Source organism: Nostoc sp. MG11, from assembly GCF_014904695.1.
GTDB lineage: Bacteria > Cyanobacteriota > Cyanobacteriia > Cyanobacteriales > Nostocaceae > Komarekiella.
In genome coordinates, this window is sequence record NZ_JACXXN010000003.1 from 224,569 (window position 1) to 243,977 (window position 19,409).

A 19,409-nucleotide genomic window follows, 5' to 3' on the forward strand; every position below is an offset into this window, starting at 1 on the left:
CACTTTAGTGCTTATAAAAAACAGGAGAGGAGAAATGACAATTCAATCATTAGACATCTCACCAGTTGGCAGAGTTGAAGGCGATTTAGATGTCCGAGTTGATATCGAAAATGGGCGGGTAGTCAATGCTTGGACACATGCCGAACTTTTCCGAGGATTTGAAGTTATCTTACGCGGTAAAGACCCCCAAGCCGGATTAATTGTTACGCCTCGCATTTGCGGTATTTGCGGCGGTTCTCACCTGACTTGTGCATCCTGGGCCTTAGATACAGCCTGGGAAACAGAAGTTCCACGCAATGCAATTTTAGCTAGAAATTTGGGTCAAATTGTCGAAACAATCCAAAGCATACCTCGGTACTTTTATGGTTTATTTGCGATTGATTTGACCAATAAAAAATACCGCAATAGCCGCTATTATGACGAAGCTTGCAGACGCTTTGCCGCCTACACTGGCAAGTCTTACGAAATCGGCATTACAATTTCAGCTAAACCTGTAGAGATATATGCACTGTTAGGCGGTCAATGGCCCCATTCTAGCTACATGGTTCCTGGTGGTGTGATGTGCGCCCCCACCCTAACAGACATCACTCGCGCCTGGGCGATTCTGGAATACTTCCGCACCAATTGGTTAGAACCCGTGTGGTTGGGTTGTTCTTTAGAACGTTATGAACAAATCCAAACTTATGATGACTTCATGGATTGGTTAGATGAAGACCGAAATCATCGAGATTCCGACTTGGGTTTTTATTGGCGCATGGGTTTAGATATCGGTTTAGATAGATATGGCGCTGGTGTTGGTAAATACGTCACTTGGGGATATTTAGCCCACGAGGACAAATACCAAAAGCCCACCATTGAAGGACGAAATGCTGCTTTGATTATGAAAAGTGGTGTATATGACAGTTTCGCTGATACTCACACCTTAATGGATCCGTCTTTTACCCGTGAGAATACAACTCACTCCTGGTACGATGAAGGGACAGCAGACGTTCACCCCAGCGATCGCACCACTAAACCCACTGCGAACAATACAAAAGATTTCGACAATGCCTATTCTTGGGCAAGTGCAGTGCTTCACCAAGACTTCGGACGCTTAGAAGCAGGCCCCCTAGCGCGTCAATTAGTCGCAGGTGGTAAACATGGAGAATCTTGGCAACATTACGACGGGTTTATCTTGGATGTCTTCAAACGGATGCGTGGTGCTAGCATTCATGTACGTCAATTAGCGCGAGTTCACGAACTGGTGAAATTGTATCGCCAAGCTGAACACTGTTTGCGTGAGTTCAAATTAAATGACCCCTGGTACATCAAACCCACAGAAAAAGATGGCAAGGGTTGGGGTGCAACTGAAGCAGCGCGAGGTTCTCTGTGTCACTGGGTAGAAGTCGAGGGCGGTAAGATTAAGAATTACCAGGTAATTGCCCCCGGTACTTGGAATATCGGCCCTCGTGATGGTGAAGGTAAACGCGGCCCCATTGAAGAAGCTTTAGTAGGAACACCTATTTACGATTCTACCGACCCTGTGGAAGTTGGTCACGTCGCGCGATCGTTTGATTCTTGTTTGGTGTGTACAGTTCACGCCCATGATGCCAAAACGGGTGAAGAGTTGGCGCGTTTTCGGACTGCTTAAAGGATGCTAATTTATAATAGCTAATGGCTAATTGTGATTGAATTAGTCATTAGCTGTGTTATTTTTTCTGGTTGAGATCATGACACTATTCTTTATCCTCCGTATAGTGCAGCTAGCTGTCTAATGGTGTATCGTATTAGGCTGCACAATTTCAAAAACTATTGTCTCAAGAAACCATGTAACGTATTATGAATTTCAAAGATGACGAAACTAATATAGTGAATATTATCCAAGCAATTCTGCCAACAATTTGTTTAGTCAATTTTTTATTATTATTTTCAAACTCTTCTATAGCTTTTTCATCTCCTCGTGTAATAGAAAAACTTGGATATTCCTCAATTTTATCTACTCGTTTATCTATAAATTTTTCAATTTTAAATCCAGAAAATAACCCAGTTATAAAAATTGCTGCCAGAAATTATGAAAAGGTTTTTTAATGTTTCAACTGAGATTTCTTCTTTAATTTTTAAAAGATGAAACAAGTAAGTAATTTGAGTATTGGCATACAATCATTAAGAGCACAATAGGCGATGCGTAACGAATAATCTCGCTCAATAACTTTCCTTGCTTTTTGAAAAAACTATGAACAAAGCTAGATTCAGGAGAATCTCTCAAACCCTCATACCAATTGCTCACGACATTCAATAATTCGATTGTAATAATATTATTGATAAAATCAACTTTACAGACACTAGAAGACCGCGCCTCTATTAACTCCTGAATGTTATCACTTGTAAGAATTAGCTGAAACATATCTTTAGGTGGAATATAATTACCAAGCCTTAACTTTATCGAATGTCTTTGAGGAAGATTATAGTGAGGTAATTTAATTACAAAACCCAGGATATAGTAACCGTTTGAATTCTTTCATTAATAGTGTTCCAATTCTCTCTTTCAAATTCAGCCCAAGTAGAGTAATCCTTAATTTTTTTATTTGAGAGAATGAAATTAATTGATCCAATACTTGCGGTTACATCATGATTCCTGAGTTTGGCTTGTATTTGTTCATTTATATATAAAATATCCGCTAGTTCCAAAGTCTTTTTACCTGGAAGTAAACGGATCTCTGTATCAGGCTTTGCATTAAGTTGATAATAGAAAGACTTGAAATCATCAAGGGACATATTTGTTCCAGTCTGTTGTGGAACAATACTTGAATTCTCAGAGGTTTGAGAGCTATTCATCTCAGTAATTTTTGCAATATATAGAGTCTAAATTATAACTTTTTTAGTTTTTAAATGTCTATATTACAGCCTAATGGAGCAGCTTACCAATGGCAGATACCTTAAAAAAGGAACAGAAAGGTCGTCAGTTCATCCGCTCCACGGTATTGTTCGGCTGCTGTTAGAACTACAAATATATCAGATATGATATATATAACGGCATGGATGAAAATGATAAACCTTTAGTTTGGTTGCATGGTGAGGTTAAAACTCCGCCATTCAGCCTGGAAGCACGGATAGAAGTAGGTGTACTGCTCAGATGCTTGCAGTAAGGTGAAAACCTTGGTATGCCTCATTCAAGACCCATGCCAAGTATCGGAGTACACTGTTATGAACTACGAGTTCGGGACGCAGATAAAAACTGGCGAATTATTTACCGAATTGATGACGATGCAATTTTGATTCTTGAAGTCTTTAACAAAACAACTAGAGCTACACCAACCAATGTGATTAAAAGCTGCAAAAAACGACTGAAGAAGTATGACATAGACACAGAGGACTAATGTTATGGATCAAGCTAAAAGAGAACGTCTAGAAGTAAAGGGTTGGAAAGTTGGCACAGTTTCAGAATTTTTAGAACTCACATCAGAAGAAACCACCTTAATTGAGATTAAATTAGCCCTCAGCCACAACCTCAAAGAACGGCGACAAAAATTGATGACGCAAGTAGAGTTGGCACAGAAAATTAACTCTAGCCAACCCCGTGTTGCCAAAGCTGAGAATGGTGATGCTTCGGTTTCTATTGAACTCTTAATACGTGCGATGCTAGCAACAGGTGCAACGCCTCAAGAAATAGGACAAGTAATCGCCCAAGCAGGATAGCGATGTCCACAACGGGCTACGCCTACGCATTTGCTATTTTGGCGAGCGCATTTGCTATTTTGGCGATCGCATTTGCTATTTCGGCGCTCGCATTTGCTATTTTGGCGATCGCATTTGCTATTTCGGCGACCTCATTTGCTATTTCAGCGATCGCATTTGCTATTTTGGCGAGCGCATTTGCTATTTTGGCGAGCGCATTTGCTATTTCGGCGACCTCATTTGCTATTTTGGCGACCTGATTTGTTGCTGTCAAAATTAGTGCTTGTACAACCGACAGCCAACAAAGATAAGCAAAAGCCGCAAAGGCACACTTTTTTGATCATCACTTGACTCATAAGCTTTTTAACTAAGTAGTGAACAGCCCAAAGCTACACTCACAGATTATCTGATTTCGGAATTCCAAAGTAGTAGCGTGTGTTAACGCGACAGCGTAACGCACTTATTTATCTATTAGGCGGTGCATTAGGGTCATCTTTCAAGAGTGATCGCTCTTGCACCACTATGACATCAGACTAAACTTAATTTAGAAACTTAGTTTAATCTCATGGAAACCGTAAATATTCATCAAGCCAAAACGAATCTTTCAAAGCTGTTGTCACGCGTAGAACTTGGAGAAGAAATTATTATTTCTAACCGAGGTATTCCGAGCGCAAAATTGATTCCATTTCGCTCCTCATCAAATCGACTCAATAGTTTAGGACAGGATCAAGGGCGTTTCGTAGCACCAGATGATTTCAACGCTTCTTTGCCAGAAGATATTTTGGCAGCATTTGAGGATGGTGAAGAGTGAAACTCTTGCTAGATACGCAGTGCTGGTTATGGTGGTTTGTTCAACCAAAGCTTTTGAATGAGGTAGCGATCGCCTTTGCCCTACCATGACATCTAACGCTCTTTTATGTCTCTGAGAAGAGAAAAACTCTGTCAGAAATCTTAATTTTTATTACAAGTATTATTTGTTAATACTGAGGCAAGGTCAGCAGGACGAGACAAGTGCGGGCAATGTCCTCCAGATAGTTCTATGGCATCAACCCCCAAACGCTTACGTGCTGCGTAACGTGACCATGTAGGAGAAATTATTTGGTCATCAGTACAAACAATATACTTATACTCAACATCTGGTAAACTTTTTAGGGGATTGACCTCAAAAATATATGCCATTGATTGCTGCAAACGTCTTTTTGAGAGTGCCCAGCGCATTACATCCGGTTGACAATCCTGATAGAATAATTCCATCAATACCGCTTCATCCGAAAAGTCTTTACCAACAGAAACGGGATTAAACATCTCAGGTTCATCATCGAATTGTTCGAGTTGAATTGGTTTTGGTTCGTAATTTAATGATTTAAGGCTATCAGAATCGAGATTATGAGAAAATTGGTCAAGTGTACTGGTTCCTGGGCATGGAATAAGCGCAGTCACGAATACCAGTTGACGTACTTGATGCGCTTCTGCCACAAGGGGAATAACAGTACCAGCCATTGAGTGACCAACCAGTACAATTTCATCATCAGTTTTTGGCAGCGCTTGAAGTACGATATCTGCAAATTGCGATAAACTTGCAGATGCATCTTCAATTGGCAAATCCATTGCTACTGTTTTGTGACCTTGCGCTTTTAAGTAAGGAATTAATAAATCCCAACACCAAGCGCCTTGGAACGCACCGTGAACTAGACAAAAAAGACTCATAGCAATTTTAAGTAAATTTCCCGGCTTGTGCTGATGTAACTATAATTTGCCGCTATCAAGACATCAACAAGAGCAATACCTACGGTGAGCTACGCTAACGCAAAATCACTGTTTTAACCTGGTAAAAATGTGGCAACAAACTTTTCAACCGCCTTGGGGTCTTGCATCAATTGCTCATTGAGTTGCTTGGCCTGCTCACCTGGGTAAACCTCTTCTATGCCATTAACAACAGCTTGCAGTGCATCGTGAACTACTTCTTCTGGTGCTACTTTAGGATCAGGGAAAGATTTGCCCATGCCAATATTAATAGCTCCTGGTAGCACTCCTACTACCAGCGTTTTCTGAGCCGCCAACTCTGCCCGAACTGCCTGAGTCATTGACAAAACTGCTGCTTTAGAAGCGCCATAGCTGCCATCTAAGGGAAGATTCACCCGCGCCACCATTGATATCATGTTAACGATCGCCCCACCTGCATTTTGTTTCAAAACAGGGGCAAAAGCACGGCACATCATCAATGTCCCAAAGTAGTTAACATCCATTTCTGCTCTGGCGGCGGACAAATCAGGTGCAGCAATCAATCCCTGGTTAAACCCGACACCAGCATTGTTAATCAACAAGTTGACATCCTGACACTTTAGTGATGCTTTGCGAACAGATTCTTCATCAGTAATTTCCAGCTGAATCGGGATAATTCGCTGCGGATCTGTTGCAACTATTTCAGCAAGCGCCTCCAACTTGCGAGCGCCAGCATAAATTTTGGCTGCACCTTGCGCTCTCAATCCCTCTACGAAGTATTTACCTAGACCTCCATTTGCCCCAGTTACTAGAGCGATTGCACCTAAAACTTGCATGATCTTCCTCCATAGGGTCGAGATAGAGATTACTTTATCTCAAAAGTATACTTATACTTACTTTTTGGGAAGTACTTACTTTTTTGTAAGTCTGTATAAGCCTAAAGTAAGCAAATCATAATGTCAGAAGAACAAAGTGAAGGCACATTATTTGTGCAAACAACGCTAAAAATTTTAGGTGGCAAATGGAAAATTTTGATTGTTTGGCATTTAAGGGATGAAGCAAAACGATACAGCGAATTGAAGCGATTGATTCCTGAAATTACTGAAAAAATGCTAATTCAACAACTTCGTGAACTAGAAAATGACGGAATTGTTAACCGAAAAGTGTACTCAGATGTACCTCTGAAAGTGGAATATTCTTTCACAGATTATGGCAGAACTCTTATACCTGTCTTGAAAGCTCTTTGCGACTGGGGACAAGAACATCTAAAGCGAGTTATTAGGGATTAGGAAATGGGTATTAGGTGAGAATAACTAATAACAAATGACAAATGACTAATTATTCAAAACTCGTAGCGTACCACACTAAAACTTCTAGAAATAGTGCGTTAGGCTTGCTTTAATGCACTCAAAAAAACTGAAATTTACCCGGTAAGCTTGTGTCTGATTTAGCGCTACATACATATCTTCCTCGCCTTCCCGAAGCAGCCTTGCAAGAGTTTACAGAATGGTGTGTTTTAGAACAGGCAAAAGCCGCAGGATGTAACTTTACTCCAGATAGAAGTAAGTTAGAAAATTTGCCCCCAGCAGAGTATCTCCCGAAACTTATTGATCAGTTCATGAAAGTTAAACCAGACCCAATTAAAGCAGGTTTAGTAGCAGCGATCGCAGGTAAAGAAGCTGACAAACATGCTTTATCTGGTTTAGCAGTCGTAGCCGATTTTGTCTCGCTTTATGTCAAGTATTTAATTCCTAAAGAGGGTACTACTCCAGAAGATGCAGAAGCAATATTGACTAAAGCATCACAACATCAGTGTGAGAAACTTACTGAAATTGCCAAAAAACATGGTGTAGAGTTATAGTTTCCGATTGAAATTTATTCGTCAGAGGCTTTGACTATTAATATAGCCAAAGCCTCTGGTATAACCTTGGACTTTGCAGATTATGGCAGCACGCCTTGCGCTCGTAGCGACTATGAATTATGTGAGTTTGTTTGTTGCAAACTGGGTAATTAACTACTGTTATGATTGCGAAAACAATCAACGTTATCTGAGTCTTTATTTCGTCAATAAGCCAACTCTCAAGTTTCAGGTTTGTTAAACTTGGTAATAGGTTAGTTAGCAGCGGCATTGAAACAGTACAGTCTGCGATCGCCTACAGCCAGACGTAGCCCATCGCGCAATTAAAAATTAGGCGTTGCATAATTGCGGGATGATTTATTTCACGCAGAGACGCAGCGAAAAGTTCTGTAGGCGGAGAGAAGTCTGAGCGCCGGCGTCCGGCGATCAGAACTTCGGAGTTTCCCAACCTAGGAAACTTTTCAAGACAGAGACGCAGAGAGAATAAAGAGTTTGAGATTTCAATACATCAAATTTCATCCCCTGATTCAGCAACGCCAAAAATTAAAGCAGATATATGATTAGTTATTTCTGAAGCGCCTGTTGAAAAGTCTTAATGGCATCAACATGATTTACCATATTAATGCAGCGTAACAACAAATCCAGGTCGATCCCTTTGACCTCCTCACTACTGAAAACTCTTTCATAATGAAGTGCGCTACCCTCTGAGCGTAGGTGATACACTTCTAACACACCATCTTCCCAAAACCATACTTCTGGAATCAACAGCCGCTTGTATGTTTCCAGTTTATTGATACCACCACTGGTAAACACCACCTCAATCGCTAAATCGGGGCGCACTCGACCAGGGCCCAGTTTATAGGATTCATCTGCCTCTCTCTTGACACCACCCGCTTCACTTTCTAAGGTCATTGAGCCAGTTGGAGTAAAATCAAACCCTGCCACGAGCAAATACAGTTCTACCAATGCGGCAATTCTTTTTTTAACAGTTTCGTGAGGTTCTCCAGGCATTCTTCGGATCTCCAAAACTCCATCCAGGAAAGACAGCCGATAGCCCGGACGGTTTAATAACTGCTCAACGGCTTTGAATTCTCTCCAGGTCAGTCCCTCAAACAACAGAGGTGATTCTTTTTTGGGTATTGCGATCGCTGCTGAGGTCATTTGAGTTTCCAGTCTGTTTCCAGATAAGCAATAATCAGGGTGGAGCGCTGGCTTTTTATTGTAACTTCTTTTTAGAAGCAGGGCGATCGCTTACTCCCAATCTCTAATCCTGTGACAAATCATTCGAGACTACTATCGAGATCTACAAATCGAAGATACTCGTGCTTGCCTACAATACGCCATCGCACTAGTGGCGGCTGAAGACATTCGCCTTGTATCTGCCCATGTTAACTATTATCGGTTGTGGTAATCTCAATCGCAGTGACGACGCCGTAGGCGTAATCATCGCTCAACGCTTACAAAAATATCTAGCTGAAAATCCTCACCCTAATGTGCGTGTGTATGACTGTGGAACCGCAGGTATGGAAGTGATGTTTCAAGCTAGAGGTAGTAAGCAATTAGTAATTATTGATGCAAGTTCAACTGGTTCTGAATCGGGTGCTGTATTTAAAGTTCCTGGAAAGGAACTAGAAGCTTTACCGGAACCTAGTTATAACTTGCATGATTTTCGTTGGGATAATGCTTTAGCCGCCGGACGGAAAATCTTTCAAAATGACTTTCCTCAAGAGGTGACAGTTTATTTAATTGAGGCTGCAAATCTTGGTTTGGGACTAGAGTTAAGTCCTGCTATTAAACATTCTGCTGATTTGGTTTTTGAAGAGGTAGTTGCACTTATCAGACAGAATATCAACTTTTAATTAACAATCCAAAATCCAAAATTGAATCAGGCCCAATCCCGATAAACAGAGAGTTCATCTACCCTCATTTCAAAAGGTACGCCTTGACTTTCTGGTGGACAAACACGGATTTTAGCACTGCTAATAATTCCGTAGAGTAATGTCCCCATTGGCACAATTTTTTGCAAAACTCGCCAATTAGTAACTTGATCAGGACATTCAATTACTAATGTTAAAGCATTGGCATGGGTTGTGACATACCACCGACAACTAGATAAGAGATTTTGAATTGTGCGATCACAAGCATCATAAAAGTATTTGCTAATAGAATACTCTAGTTGCTGCCGCAGTATAATATCAGCAGATGTCGGTTGTATAGGATGTGAATCATCACTATTAAAGTAATACATCTTTCTCGCCATTTCTCTTGAAGTTCCTACTTACATTCCAATTGCTATTCCATAGAGGACATCTTTGTTTGTTTCTAATAATTCCTTGGTGTCATCATCATAGTAAGCACCAATTCCACTACACTGAATTCCCAAATAATTACTAGTTAGATAAACTCTCTGTCCCAGAAAACCAGCTATTTACATAGCAATTTGGTAATTTAGATAATCAGATACAAAAAATAAAGTTACAGCACAATCTCTGGCGATCGCTTGGTTAATGCATAAATAACCTGTCTTTTCACTAAAATCACCCGACTTAATCAAATGTCTACCTTTGTATAACCCAGGTGACGTCTTCTCCATTCGATGCACAACCGAGAAAATTTCTATCTCCTCATAATTCTCTGTTGGTACTGGCTGCTGAAGTTGCTGCAATATATATAAATAATCTTCTTGAGAAATAGACTGTTTCCGGAAACGTCTAACAGAACGTCTATTCCAAATAGTTTGGTAAAATTTATCCTTGTCAAATTTAAATTGAGGCTGTTCGAGTTTCTGCTGGTGACTCTTCTGCAAAGATGTTACTTGATAAGCTTCTTCAACAAATTGGTTAGCTTCAAAATAATCTGTGCCACAAACAAAAGGAACTTTCAGCCTTAAGTTTCTGACATTCTTCTCCTGTATTTCGCCTGAGAAAGCACAAGCGGTAATAAACTCTTTATTCTCAAATCCTAAATCAGTATTGAGAGCAAGTTTATCAAAGTCAAAAACTAACTGTATGTTCTTGTTATGAAGATAAGCTGATGCAGCGATCACACCTAAATGATGCCCGCTATCTAGAAAGCAATATCTCATGCTCCTATTTTTATATTTCCAGCTAGACCTATAATAAACACAACTAATTAAAAAGATGAATCCCTTGATACTTTTACCTGGTATAATATAACTCTCTAACCCATCATCAATTAATTCATAGATAAGTGTTAGACAATTATTCTCAACTTCTAGATGATATATGCCGTCCACTAGCCCCTGGATGCCGCGAACCTGTACGTAAACTTCCGTAGGATACAGAGCGCCTGCTGATGGATTTACTCGCAGTTTAGAGCAACCATCCTGATAGACTTTCTCAAGGGTAACTGCACTAGTCAAGCCGATGAAAGAGTGAATAAGATTATCAAAATCTAATCTTACTCTTCGATAAAACTTTGGATAAATTTTAAATGCAGATGGTTGAGTTGAGGCATCTATATAATTTGGATCAAGTTGTACTGATAAGTAAGAATGCTTGGTAGCTTCATGATAGACTTTGCCTGATATCTCACTTTGTGGCATTTTTAAGTATCCTTAAAACTTCCAAATCACTAGCAAAGTCTATAGCTTTATAGTCGTCTAAATTTTTCAAATACATGTTAGGATGATACTGTAAAAGCAACTTTACTACTTCTGTTTTGCCAGCCGATGTTGCATACATTAAAACAGTTGCACCGTTCTCATTTTGGTTGTCAATATTAATGTTTGCAGCTAGCAATAAATGAATTAAATCGTAGTGATTACCAAAACAAGCAAACCATAAAGCATTGTTGCGTAGGCGTAGCCCGCCGGAGGCATCGCTGTTTCTAGCATTGATATCAGCACCGGCCTCAATCAGTTCCTTAACGACTGCATTAACTCCTTCCCTAGTAGCTTTCATCAAAGCTGTATCACCATTTTCGCCTGGTTGATTTAAAGTCTCAGAATTATAGCCTTTTGCTATCAGCCATTGGATTGTTTCTTCACTCAAATTTTGCCTGCTTGCTTGATTCATAATTGTCCCTTTAATGCTACAAATTATAATTACTTACCAAGCGTAAATTTACTTGATAAACCTAACGGTAGGTATTAGCCACCATTATTAAAAAATGCTATGCAAGTAGGCATTTGAGCTTTTTGATTAGTAATTCAATTGTTTGATGGTGAGCAAATCTTACTTCCTGCCATTTTTAATTCTCACAAAATATTCTGGCAGAAATGTTTGACATCACTCCGTAAACACTTTTTGCTAAAGTCTAGATTGATTAGCAAAAAAATTAACTTAGTTATATATTATCACTCCGATAAGTTGAAATTATGAATCATTTATAAAGATCTCCAGACATATCTAAGAAAAAATTTTGAAAAATCCTAAAAAAGCAATATTTTTTACAGTTTTATTTTCTACTACAGGCTAGTAACTAATAGTTCATAAAAGTAATAATTTAGGCAATTAGTAATTCATGAGGTATAAATAAAAATAATCATCAGAATTAACAGTATTTAGTAGTCAGTTGTAGAGCCTACTAAATACTAGCTATGTTTATGACTAGCTACATTTAGAGAATTAACCATCAGTACTTCAAAACACTCAAACCTAATTATTCTTTGTACCAAATCTTATTTTTAATTACACATAAATATTAACTGTATCTCTTTGATATTTATTAAGATATCCTAAATAATTACGGTTTTAAAACCGTAATTTGCTAACGTTATTTAAACGTAAACAACTAAAGAACAGGTAAAAAATGGAAATTAGCGCTCGCAACTCTCTTAAGGGTACTGTAAAAAAAGTTATGCATGGTTCGGTTAACACTGAGATAACTTTAGAACTTGCGCCAGGAGTAGAGCTAGTGTCAATAATCACCAAATCATCAGCAGAAAAGCTAGGACTTGTAGAGGGTAAACAAGCTTATGCTGTGATTAAAGCATCAGATGTCATAGTTGCTGTTGATTGAAAAATAGGCGACTTACCTTAGTAAGTCGCTTTATCTTTTTTATTAAATTGCTTTTTTATACACTAGTGCCCTCATCTATTAGAATTTTTGAGCAAGGGATGAGAGTATTAAAATGTATAGTTATAAGTAGGCAGACACAAATAATTAGAATATAGTAGTGTTACAGCTTCCGTAACGCACCAAAAACTAGACATGGTGCGATATGCGCTTCGCGCTAACACTACAGAGGTTTTATATTTAATTCAACCTCCCTACTTAGTTGATTTTAACTATCGGCAATGCGGACGTAAATAGCGCGAACACTTTCCAAATCTATTGGCGAAGATGTATTTCCGACTTTGATAATTAAAGAGGGGAAGTGCTGTTCTAAAGTGATAGTAGTTCCTGGTATCACTCCCATTGAGGTCAGTTTTTTCAATATGGTTTCATCCTGACTTTTGCAGAAAGTGACGATTCCTCGCTCTCCCACTCTCAATAATTCTAATGAGCAGCCAGTCACGCTAAAAGGAGTAAACATTTCAGATATTAAACATAAAGGATGAAGGATGAAGAATGTTGTTCATCCTTCATCCTTGCTTAAACTAAGATTTCAAAGATTGCTAGGGATAGCAGATCAATACTTTAGACGAGATAAGGTTCTTGATGTGTCTTAATCGTGCAATTAGAACGAGGATAAGTAACGCAAAGTAGAGCGAATCCTTTCGACATTTGCTCGTCATCTAGGAAAATTTGATCAGATTGATCAACTTCACCATCAACGACTTTACCAACACAACTAGAACAAGAACCTGCGTGACAAGAGAAAGGTAACTCAATACCATTTTCTTCTGCTGCTGCCAAAATGGTAGTATCTTCGTCAACTTCAATTGTGGTGTCGAAGTTTTCTTTTTTGCTGATCAATCTAACTTGGTAGCTGGCCATTTTGTGATTCTCCTCAAAGGTTATACGATTAGATTTAATTCCCGAAGCTTTTGAGTTTACCTATCCTACTCTTTGGGCATTTACGAGAAGCCGCCACAGTGAGATTTGATGCTAACGGAACTGAGGAAAACTTTGATACTTGGTCTTCCCAAGCCCGAAATAGTATTAGCTACAGGGTATTCCAGTAGGCGTACAGTCACCAGCTTTAAAAGACTTTCCACAACCGCAGGTATCTGTTGCATTGGGATTGACGAACTTAAAGCCGCTCTCCATCACTCCCTCAACAAAGTCAACTACAACACCTTCTAATAAAGGCGCACTTTTGGCCTCAACGTAGACGAGTACCTTACCTTGCTGAAGTACTAAATCATCGGGTTGTGGTTTGCTGGTGATATCCATCGCATACTCATAGCCACTGCAACCACCATCTTTCACAGAGATACGAACACCTTTAGTTGCGCCATCGGCGTCGGGAGCTGAGCCTCGCAGGAATGCTCGCAGATGAAATTCTGCTTTTTCTGACAAAGTAACGGTCATCAAATCTCCTGAATTGTAGCGATTGGTTGTTTTGATTACAGGTATGGGTCAAATTAACTATTTTGTGCAATACTGCTGGGTTCCATCGATTTGGATTGCGCTTGTCTCCAAGGTGCGTTATTACCGCATACTGGACAAGAGCGATCGCGATAAGAACGACGCTTGGCAAACTCCATCCGACTCAGGTCAATTGTCAGCAATTGCGACAATAGAGGTTGACTAAACCCGGTGATCAGCTTAATAGCCTCCAGCGCTGCTAGACAAGCCAATGTCCCAGAAACAGCACCTAGAACCGAAAAGCCGCGCCGATCCCAATCAGGCTTCTCTGGAAATAAACAGGATAAACAAGGAGTCACACCAGGAATAATCGTAGTTAGGTAAGCTTCCATCCCGTCCATTGCAGCCTCTACCATTGGCTTACGCCAGCGCACACAAGCTTCGTTCAGCAAATTGCGCTCCGTAAAATTGTGGGCGCAGTCAAGAGCCATATCAGCAGATTGCACCAACGAATCTACATTTTCCGGGGTGATGTAATCATGAACAGTTTCCACTTGGACATCAGGATTAATAGCGTCCAGAGTTTCTTTAGCTTTAAATACCCTTGGCTTACCTACCCAATCGTCCGTCATAAGAACCTGACGATTCATATCATCTAGCCGCAAGTCACCACCCCGGACTAAGATTAGTCTTCCAACGCCCGCTACTGCTAAGTAAAGCGCCGCCGTACCGCCTAATCCCCCCACACCTGTAACCAGAACAGTCGCCGACTTCAAACGCTTCTGTGCTACTTCGCCAAAATTCGGGAGCATAATTTGACGACGATAGCGTTCTAATTCGGTAGGCGTCAGGTTTACCAATTTTTACCTCCTAATCAGAAGTGATTTCTGTCAGTGTGACTACATTTTTCGGCTTGTCATTAAACACTTTGAACAGCTTTTGTTCATGCGGTGTTGATTCGAGAAATACTTGATAAGCTTTTTGCAAAGCTAGAGAATATTGATTTAGTCTCTCTTCTGAACTTAAATCAGGAGAATTCTCATCAATTTCCTTGATGTATTGAGAAAACTTTTTCAAAATATGTAAACGATTTACGTTCACAAATTTTTGGTCATAAGGCAGGTTAAAAAACTTAAGAAATTCCTCTGTATCTACGAGCTGCTTGAATTCATCAATAGTTCCAGTCATTTAGCATTCTCCAATTTTTTCAGCTGTTGCTTAAGCTCATCTAACTGTCGATAGATTTCATAAGTTGCAGCTGCAACATCCATAAGTTGCTGGTAATCTGTTGGCAGCCCTTCTGCTAAATCATGCAGATCCATTTTCATTTGACCTGCTTTGCTATTGAGGCGTCTAATCTGACCTTTTAATTCCTCAATACTTGTTTCTTTTGCCTGCACCATCAACCACTCCTAAATCTTGGCATTTTCTCTTCGTGTCTTAGTGCCTTTGTATTTCAAGAGTTATTTTTTACTACAAAGGCACTAAGACACAAATAAATTAACTTTCACTTATTACTTAGAACTCTTATAGTTTGCCGACTTCTGGGAAGCGCTTCGCCAAATTAATCCCTTTTTGGACAAAATTTTCTCCCTCTTCTGCTAGTTTTTCTAGCGAGTCAAAGCCAAAGCGATGAGCATCTCGCAAAGTTTTTACAGCTAGCAAAAGACGCCCAGAAAAGACCAGCGCCCAGCCAAATCCTTCATGGCTCAAATCAACCACAACCTGGGATATCAAACCTGTTTCTTGTTCAATACCAGCGGCTACAGCTCGAAAAAATGCCATAATTCGAGCTTGAGTTATCGGATCAACTTCACCTTCAACAGATATTTCGCGTTTCTTTTGTTTGCTAACAACAAAAGGTTTGAGAATTAACTCATCCGACCAACTACGATAAACTCCATAGCTGTCTTGACCACGGATTTGTTTGATTAATACCTTGAGAAAAGGCGAGTTCAAGACTTCGGTTGTAGCAGTTCCGTTAACACTATTATTTGTGGTCATACTGTTGCTTCATCTTCAACTTCATCGGCAAAATTTGAGGGTTTTTGCTGTAAAGCTTTACGCAGCCAAGGCGGAGGGTTGCCTTTGAGGGTTTGCACTAGCTTATTTAGGACTTCGCTAATTTCTTCCTCTTCCGATCGCGCCTTCACTGGGGTGACACCTTTCTTGATTAAACGAGCCGCTGCACTCCCACCAATTGCTGTTACGTAAACAATCGTACAGTCAACTATTGCATCAAGTTTTGGTGTGATTTTGTCCTCGTTACCATCTTCTTTCAGGTCGCCTTCAAAATTGAGGGTTTCTAAGAAGTGATATCCCTCATCGGAAATTTCATAGACATCAATCATTCTTGCCCATCCGAAGTGAGCATTAATATGAACTCGGTCACTTGTCGTGAAGGCAATTTTCATCCTAATTTATCCTTTGTCTACCGCTTTGCGAAATCCAGGGTCAAAAGTCCAAAGTAATTAACTTTAATTAATGACTCTTGACTAATGACTCTTGACTCTTAACTAACGACTCTTCTTGTTCTAAAAATAGATTGCCAATACCAAACAAAAGCTCCATTGTGCCTCGGTAGCCTACTTTGGTAAATTGACCATTACCTAAGCGGTCATAAATGGGCAAGCCTAGACGATATAAAGGAACCGAAAGACGTTTAGCGATCGCTCTGACATTTGAGTTACCAATCAACAAATCAGATCCGGCCGCTAAATTCTCAAAGTCTTCCAAGTCGCCGATGGTGACGCTTTTAACTGGGAGTTTTTCTAGCAATGGCGATCGCGTGGTTGTCACCGCAGCATGAATTTGACTTCCCATCGATTGCAGGAAACACACTGTTGACCACAACAAGTCTGGTTCTAAGGCTAGGGAAACTCGTTTAGCACCAAAGTAAAAGTGAGTGTCTAGCATTGCATCTTGCAACTGACGGCGTTGGCGACGGTATTTTTCCGGGACGCTATTACCACTAAGAATTGCCAATGCTTGCAAGAACTCGTCCACTGGTTCTAATCCAGTCAGTTCGCCAAACACCTCGTAGGGTGTGCCAAAACGTTCTTCCAGAATTTTGGCTGCACCTCGCATACTCTCACCTAATGCCAAGGTGAAAGCAGAACTACCTACTTGCCGCAGTTGTGCTAGGGTCGTACCGCTGACTGTGACAGCACTATAGGCATCCTCTAGGTGTCCATCTAGAGAAGCACCAAGGTCAGGGACAAAGATGGGAACTAGTCCAAAGGCAGTCACCATCTCTTTGACTTCCTGTACATCACCTGGTGTGAAGGCAGAACCAGCCAAAATCGTTACTTGCTCGGTTCTGATTCCACCTGGTCGAGGAATTTCCTGGACTATGCTCTCGACAGCAACAGCAAAACCATCCTGCAACGCACCTTTAAAATCTGGGGTAGGGGCAAAAACGATCGCCAAATCATTCAGTTCGGGATGGCGATCGCGAATCTCTTTAAGAAAGCCCTCGATGTCATCCCCTCTGGTTTCAGTCAACCCCGTGGTGCATAGACCAATAATTTCTGGGTTGGCCTTCTCTACCAGGGTGAGAATTGCCTGTTCTACATTCTCTTCGCCACCCAAGATGGTAGTGACTTCCGTCATCGCGGTTGTAGCCAGAGGAATCGCTTCCCGAAAATGCCGCACCAAGACAACTTTGGCGAAAGCAGTACAACCTTGAGAACCGTGGAATAAGGGCATCGTCCCTTTTAATCCCAAAAAGGCTAAGGTTGCACCCAAAGCTTGACTTTGCTTGAGGGGATTAACTGTCAGTGCTTTGTTAGGAACATTAACGATCGCCATTAAACTACCTCCTCGTCCCAAGGAGCAGGCTTACGTATTTGCTCCCAAATGGGGCTATAAAGAGCTTCGTACAGTTCCCGTGCCATCTCGATCATCCCCACATAACCTGCATAGGGATGGTGGCGTTCTTGGTTAATATCAAGGAAAGGAATCCGAGCTTTTAGAGCAGTGTATTGGTTGCGTCCACCAGCAATCAGCATATCTGCGCGAGTATCTTTAACCAGCTGTAGCAATTCTTGAGCGTTGCCCTTCTCTAACATGATGCCATCGTTGCCGATTAACTTCTTGATTTTGGCTTTATCTTCTTCAGTGCTTTTTCTAGTACTGGTAGCAACAACTTCTATCCCTAAGTCCTTAGCAGCCGAGATAATCGACCAACTCTTGACACCTCCGGTATACAGAACAACCCGCTTACCTTTGAGTCGAGCACGATAGGGAGCCAATGCCAAATCTAGAGCCGCAGTTTCTTCTGCAATCAGCTTTTCTGTCCGCTCTTGCAAATCAGCGTCGCCTAATTTGGCAGCGATGTTTCGCAGACAGCGATTCATATCATCGATACCGTAGAAAGACTCTTCAATGTAGGGAATGTTGTAACGCTCCTCCATCTTTCTCGCCATATTGACCAGCGCTCGTGAGCAGATCATCACGTTGAGTTTGGCACGGTGGGCGTAGCGAATTTCATCGTAGCGAGCATCGCCCGTAATTTTGGACAGAACGCGGATGCCTAATTTTTCCAACAGTGGTGTTACTCCCCACATTTCCCCGGCGATGTTGTATTCACCGATTAAATTAATATCATAGGGCGTAGTAAATTCTGGTTCTGCCGTACCAACAACATATTCCAGCAAAGCTTCACCACCAAAACGGTTCCCCAGATTTTTGCTACCAATGAATCCTGGAGCAATTACTGGGATAACAGGAGTACCGATTTTCTCAGCAGCAGCTTTACAGACAGCATCAATATCATCGCCAATCAGGGCTGTAACGCAGGTAGCGTAGACAAACACCGCCGCCGGTTGGTAGCGCTCTTGGATTTCCAGAATCGCTTTATAGAGCTTTTTTTCGCCACCGAAGATAACATCGTTTTCACCCAAGTCAGTCGTAAAGCCCATCTTGTAGAGTTGGGGCCCAGAGGAGAGACTACCACGACTGCCCCAGGAGTTACCAGCACAAGCGATCGGCCCGTGGACTAAATGAGCGGCATCTGCGATCGGTACAAGGGCAATCATTGCACCATCAAAAGCACAGCCCCCTTGAGCCGCGCCAGGTTGTGCTTGTTGTGTGCAAGACTTGTTTTTCTTTTCCGTTTGTTTGTGCTGATTATGCTCGCATCCTGACTCACTGAGCAGCTCGTTAATTTTGCCTTGGGTGATTTTCATCTCTCTTCTCGTGCTGAATGGCAGTTGTTCTTTGTCATTTGTCCACTGCTTAAAAGTCCAAAGTCCAAACTAATTAATTTTGACTCTTAACTCTTGACTTTTGACTCTTGACTTTTGACTAATAACTAGCAAATGTATTTTGTGACATCTTCGCCACATTCATCGGCGAGATAAGATAAAGCACGGAAACGCAATCCGACAAATTCGTTATATAAAGGATTGAGTTTACACAGTGCTGGAATATCGAAGATTCGCCCAAATAAGTTAATTTTTCGCTCAAAGGGACAACAACAAGGAATTGTTTGGCAAATTAGATGAGCGATGCGATTATGTTTAACCTGAATTCCATCTACCACGCGACGCAAAGGATTTAGGATATCGAATGAGCCAGATTTTTTCTGGTTAGGTGGATGATAATTAGGGTGCGGGTGAGAGTGAGTATGAGTGTGATTTATAGATTCCATAATCAATACCTTCAGGTAAATGCTAGAAAGAAAAAGGTGGAAATAATTCATAATTATGAATTATGAATTATGAATTATTCCCCG

27 protein-coding genes and 1 pseudogene are annotated in these 19,409 nt (G+C 40.8%); 9 read left to right on the forward strand and 19 right to left on the reverse strand.

Translation table 11 applies throughout. From position 1 onward, the window contains the following. Nucleotides 1-34 precede the first annotated feature (34 nt). Nucleotides 35-1,630, forward strand: a complete 1,596-nt coding sequence (locus tag HCR01_RS06265) for a nickel-dependent hydrogenase large subunit (protein WP_193195389.1) — start codon at nt 35-37, stop codon at nt 1,628-1,630. Nucleotides 1,631-1,818: 188 nt separating this feature from the next. Next, on the forward strand, nt 1,819-2,067 hold the full coding sequence (locus tag HCR01_RS06270) for a hypothetical protein (protein WP_193195390.1): 249 nt from the start codon (nt 1,819-1,821) through the stop codon (nt 2,065-2,067). 393 nt (nt 2,068-2,460) lie between these two features. On the opposite strand, the gene HCR01_RS06275 is transcribed toward HCR01_RS06270, so the two are convergent. Then, complete coding sequence (locus HCR01_RS06275) at nt 2,461-2,814, reverse strand: hypothetical protein (protein WP_193195391.1); 354 nt, start codon at nt 2,812-2,814, stop codon at nt 2,461-2,463. 326 nt (nt 2,815-3,140) lie between these two features. Between HCR01_RS06275 and HCR01_RS38485 the strand changes: the two genes are divergently transcribed. Together HCR01_RS38485 and HCR01_RS06285 are read left to right on the forward strand one after the other, a co-directional pair. After that, nucleotides 3,141-3,356: a type II toxin-antitoxin system RelE/ParE family toxin gene (locus HCR01_RS38485; protein WP_226889162.1), complete on the forward strand. Its 216-nt coding sequence runs from the start codon at nt 3,141-3,143 to the stop codon at nt 3,354-3,356. A 4-nt stretch (nt 3,357-3,360) separates the two neighbouring features. Then, nucleotides 3,361-3,675, forward strand: coding sequence for a helix-turn-helix domain-containing protein (locus HCR01_RS06285; RefSeq protein WP_193195392.1), 315 nt, complete (start codon nt 3,361-3,363; stop codon nt 3,673-3,675). 22 nt (nt 3,676-3,697) lie between these two features. Here the strand turns inward: HCR01_RS06285 and HCR01_RS06290 are convergent, their stop codons facing one another. Further along, nucleotides 3,698-3,928, reverse strand: coding sequence for a hypothetical protein (locus tag HCR01_RS06290; protein WP_226889163.1), 231 nt, complete (start codon nt 3,926-3,928; stop codon nt 3,698-3,700). Between the two features lie 291 nt (nt 3,929-4,219). Between HCR01_RS06290 and HCR01_RS06295 the strand changes: the two genes are divergently transcribed. Next, nucleotides 4,220-4,465: a type II toxin-antitoxin system Phd/YefM family antitoxin gene (locus HCR01_RS06295; RefSeq protein WP_193195393.1), complete on the forward strand. Its 246-nt coding sequence runs from the start codon at nt 4,220-4,222 to the stop codon at nt 4,463-4,465. Nucleotides 4,466-4,605: 140 nt separating this feature from the next. Here HCR01_RS06295 and HCR01_RS06305 read toward each other — a convergent pair whose 3' ends face one another. Beyond that, entirely contained in the window at nt 4,606-5,361 is a 756-nt protein-coding gene (locus tag HCR01_RS06305; RefSeq protein ID WP_193195394.1) for an alpha/beta fold hydrolase, read from the reverse strand. Nucleotides 5,362-5,474: 113 nt separating this feature from the next. Next, entirely contained in the window at nt 5,475-6,212 is a 738-nt protein-coding gene (locus tag HCR01_RS06310) for an SDR family oxidoreductase (protein ID WP_193195395.1), read from the reverse strand. A 120-nt stretch (nt 6,213-6,332) separates the two neighbouring features. Between HCR01_RS06310 and HCR01_RS06315 the strand changes: the two genes are divergently transcribed. Both HCR01_RS06315 and HCR01_RS06320 read left to right on the forward strand, forming a co-directional pair. Next, nucleotides 6,333-6,665 (forward strand): winged helix-turn-helix transcriptional regulator, encoded by a 333-nt coding sequence (locus HCR01_RS06315; RefSeq protein WP_193195396.1) that lies wholly within the window; start codon nt 6,333-6,335, stop codon nt 6,663-6,665. A 149-nt stretch (nt 6,666-6,814) separates the two neighbouring features. Continuing rightward, nucleotides 6,815-7,237 carry a hypothetical protein gene (locus tag HCR01_RS06320; RefSeq protein WP_193195397.1) on the forward strand — a complete coding sequence of 141 codons (423 nt, stop codon included), beginning with the start codon at nt 6,815-6,817 and terminating at the stop codon, nt 7,235-7,237. 561 nt (nt 7,238-7,798) lie between these two features. On the opposite strand, the gene HCR01_RS06325 is transcribed toward HCR01_RS06320, so the two are convergent. After that, nucleotides 7,799-8,395: a Uma2 family endonuclease gene (locus HCR01_RS06325; protein ID WP_193195398.1), complete on the reverse strand. Its 597-nt coding sequence runs from the start codon at nt 8,393-8,395 to the stop codon at nt 7,799-7,801. A 224-nt stretch (nt 8,396-8,619) separates the two neighbouring features. Here HCR01_RS06325 and HCR01_RS06330 point away from each other — a divergent pair, with 224 nt between their 5' ends. After that, the gene (locus tag HCR01_RS06330) at nt 8,620-9,093 is read left to right on the forward strand and encodes a hydrogenase maturation protease (protein WP_193195399.1); all 474 of its coding nucleotides are present in this window, start codon (nt 8,620-8,622) and stop codon (nt 9,091-9,093) included. A gap of 26 nt (nt 9,094-9,119) precedes the next feature. On the opposite strand, the gene HCR01_RS06335 is transcribed toward HCR01_RS06330, so the two are convergent. From HCR01_RS06335 to HCR01_RS06345, 3 genes and pseudogenes are all read right to left on the reverse strand, one after another. Continuing rightward, nucleotides 9,120-9,494 carry a hypothetical protein gene (locus tag HCR01_RS06335; RefSeq protein WP_193195400.1) on the reverse strand — a complete coding sequence of 125 codons (375 nt, stop codon included), beginning with the start codon at nt 9,492-9,494 and terminating at the stop codon, nt 9,120-9,122. 18 nt (nt 9,495-9,512) lie between these two features. After that, a pseudogene (locus tag HCR01_RS06340) lies at nt 9,513-10,799 on the reverse strand (nitroreductase family protein). Further along, complete coding sequence (locus tag HCR01_RS06345) at nt 10,786-11,271, reverse strand: ankyrin repeat domain-containing protein (RefSeq protein ID WP_193195401.1); 486 nt, start codon at nt 11,269-11,271, stop codon at nt 10,786-10,788. The pseudogene HCR01_RS06340 and the gene HCR01_RS06345 overlap by 14 nt, the downstream one beginning before the upstream one ends. A gap of 736 nt (nt 11,272-12,007) precedes the next feature. Between HCR01_RS06345 and HCR01_RS06350 the strand changes: the two genes are divergently transcribed. Next, nucleotides 12,008-12,217 carry a TOBE domain-containing protein gene (locus HCR01_RS06350; protein ID WP_162397586.1) on the forward strand — a complete coding sequence of 70 codons (210 nt, stop codon included), beginning with the start codon at nt 12,008-12,010 and terminating at the stop codon, nt 12,215-12,217. A gap of 265 nt (nt 12,218-12,482) precedes the next feature. On the opposite strand, the gene HCR01_RS06355 is transcribed toward HCR01_RS06350, so the two are convergent. The 11 genes from HCR01_RS06355 to HCR01_RS06405 form a co-directional block, all read right to left on the reverse strand. Next, nucleotides 12,483-12,734 carry a FeoA family protein gene (locus HCR01_RS06355; RefSeq protein WP_162397587.1) on the reverse strand — a complete coding sequence of 84 codons (252 nt, stop codon included), beginning with the start codon at nt 12,732-12,734 and terminating at the stop codon, nt 12,483-12,485. A 104-nt stretch (nt 12,735-12,838) separates the two neighbouring features. Continuing rightward, nucleotides 12,839-13,138, reverse strand: a complete 300-nt coding sequence (locus HCR01_RS06360; RefSeq protein WP_191759948.1) for a 2Fe-2S iron-sulfur cluster-binding protein — start codon at nt 13,136-13,138, stop codon at nt 12,839-12,841. Nucleotides 13,139-13,303: 165 nt separating this feature from the next. Next, on the reverse strand, nt 13,304-13,675 hold the full coding sequence (locus tag HCR01_RS06365) for a HesB/IscA family protein (protein ID WP_193195402.1): 372 nt from the start codon (nt 13,673-13,675) through the stop codon (nt 13,304-13,306). Between the two features lie 53 nt (nt 13,676-13,728). Further along, nucleotides 13,729-14,532, reverse strand: a complete 804-nt coding sequence (locus tag HCR01_RS06370; protein ID WP_193195403.1) for a HesA/MoeB/ThiF family protein — start codon at nt 14,530-14,532, stop codon at nt 13,729-13,731. A 10-nt stretch (nt 14,533-14,542) separates the two neighbouring features. Further along, nucleotides 14,543-14,860, reverse strand: a complete 318-nt coding sequence (nifW, locus tag HCR01_RS06375; RefSeq protein ID WP_193195404.1) for a nitrogenase-stabilizing/protective protein NifW — start codon at nt 14,858-14,860, stop codon at nt 14,543-14,545. Beyond that, on the reverse strand, nt 14,857-15,075 hold the full coding sequence (locus HCR01_RS06380; protein WP_162397592.1) for a CCE_0567 family metalloprotein: 219 nt from the start codon (nt 15,073-15,075) through the stop codon (nt 14,857-14,859). Before HCR01_RS06380 ends, nifW begins: the two co-directional genes overlap by 4 nt. A gap of 124 nt (nt 15,076-15,199) precedes the next feature. Beyond that, entirely contained in the window at nt 15,200-15,676 is a 477-nt protein-coding gene (locus HCR01_RS06385) for a NifX-associated nitrogen fixation protein (RefSeq protein WP_193195405.1), read from the reverse strand. Further along, nucleotides 15,673-16,086, reverse strand: coding sequence for a nitrogen fixation protein NifX (gene nifX / locus HCR01_RS06390; RefSeq protein WP_193195406.1), 414 nt, complete (start codon nt 16,084-16,086; stop codon nt 15,673-15,675). The genes HCR01_RS06385 and nifX overlap by 4 nt, the downstream gene beginning before the upstream one ends. Nucleotides 16,087-16,153: 67 nt before the next feature. Further along, nucleotides 16,154-17,482, reverse strand: coding sequence for a nitrogenase iron-molybdenum cofactor biosynthesis protein NifN (nifN, locus tag HCR01_RS06395; RefSeq protein ID WP_193195407.1), 1,329 nt, complete (start codon nt 17,480-17,482; stop codon nt 16,154-16,156). Continuing rightward, complete coding sequence (gene nifE / locus HCR01_RS06400; RefSeq protein WP_193195408.1) at nt 17,482-18,861, reverse strand: nitrogenase iron-molybdenum cofactor biosynthesis protein NifE; 1,380 nt, start codon at nt 18,859-18,861, stop codon at nt 17,482-17,484. The genes nifN and nifE overlap by 1 nt, the downstream gene beginning before the upstream one ends. 125 nt (nt 18,862-18,986) lie before the next feature. Continuing rightward, on the reverse strand, nt 18,987-19,325 hold the full coding sequence (locus tag HCR01_RS06405) for a Mo-dependent nitrogenase C-terminal domain-containing protein (RefSeq protein ID WP_193195409.1): 339 nt from the start codon (nt 19,323-19,325) through the stop codon (nt 18,987-18,989). Between the last annotated feature and the right edge of the window lie 84 nt (nt 19,326-19,409).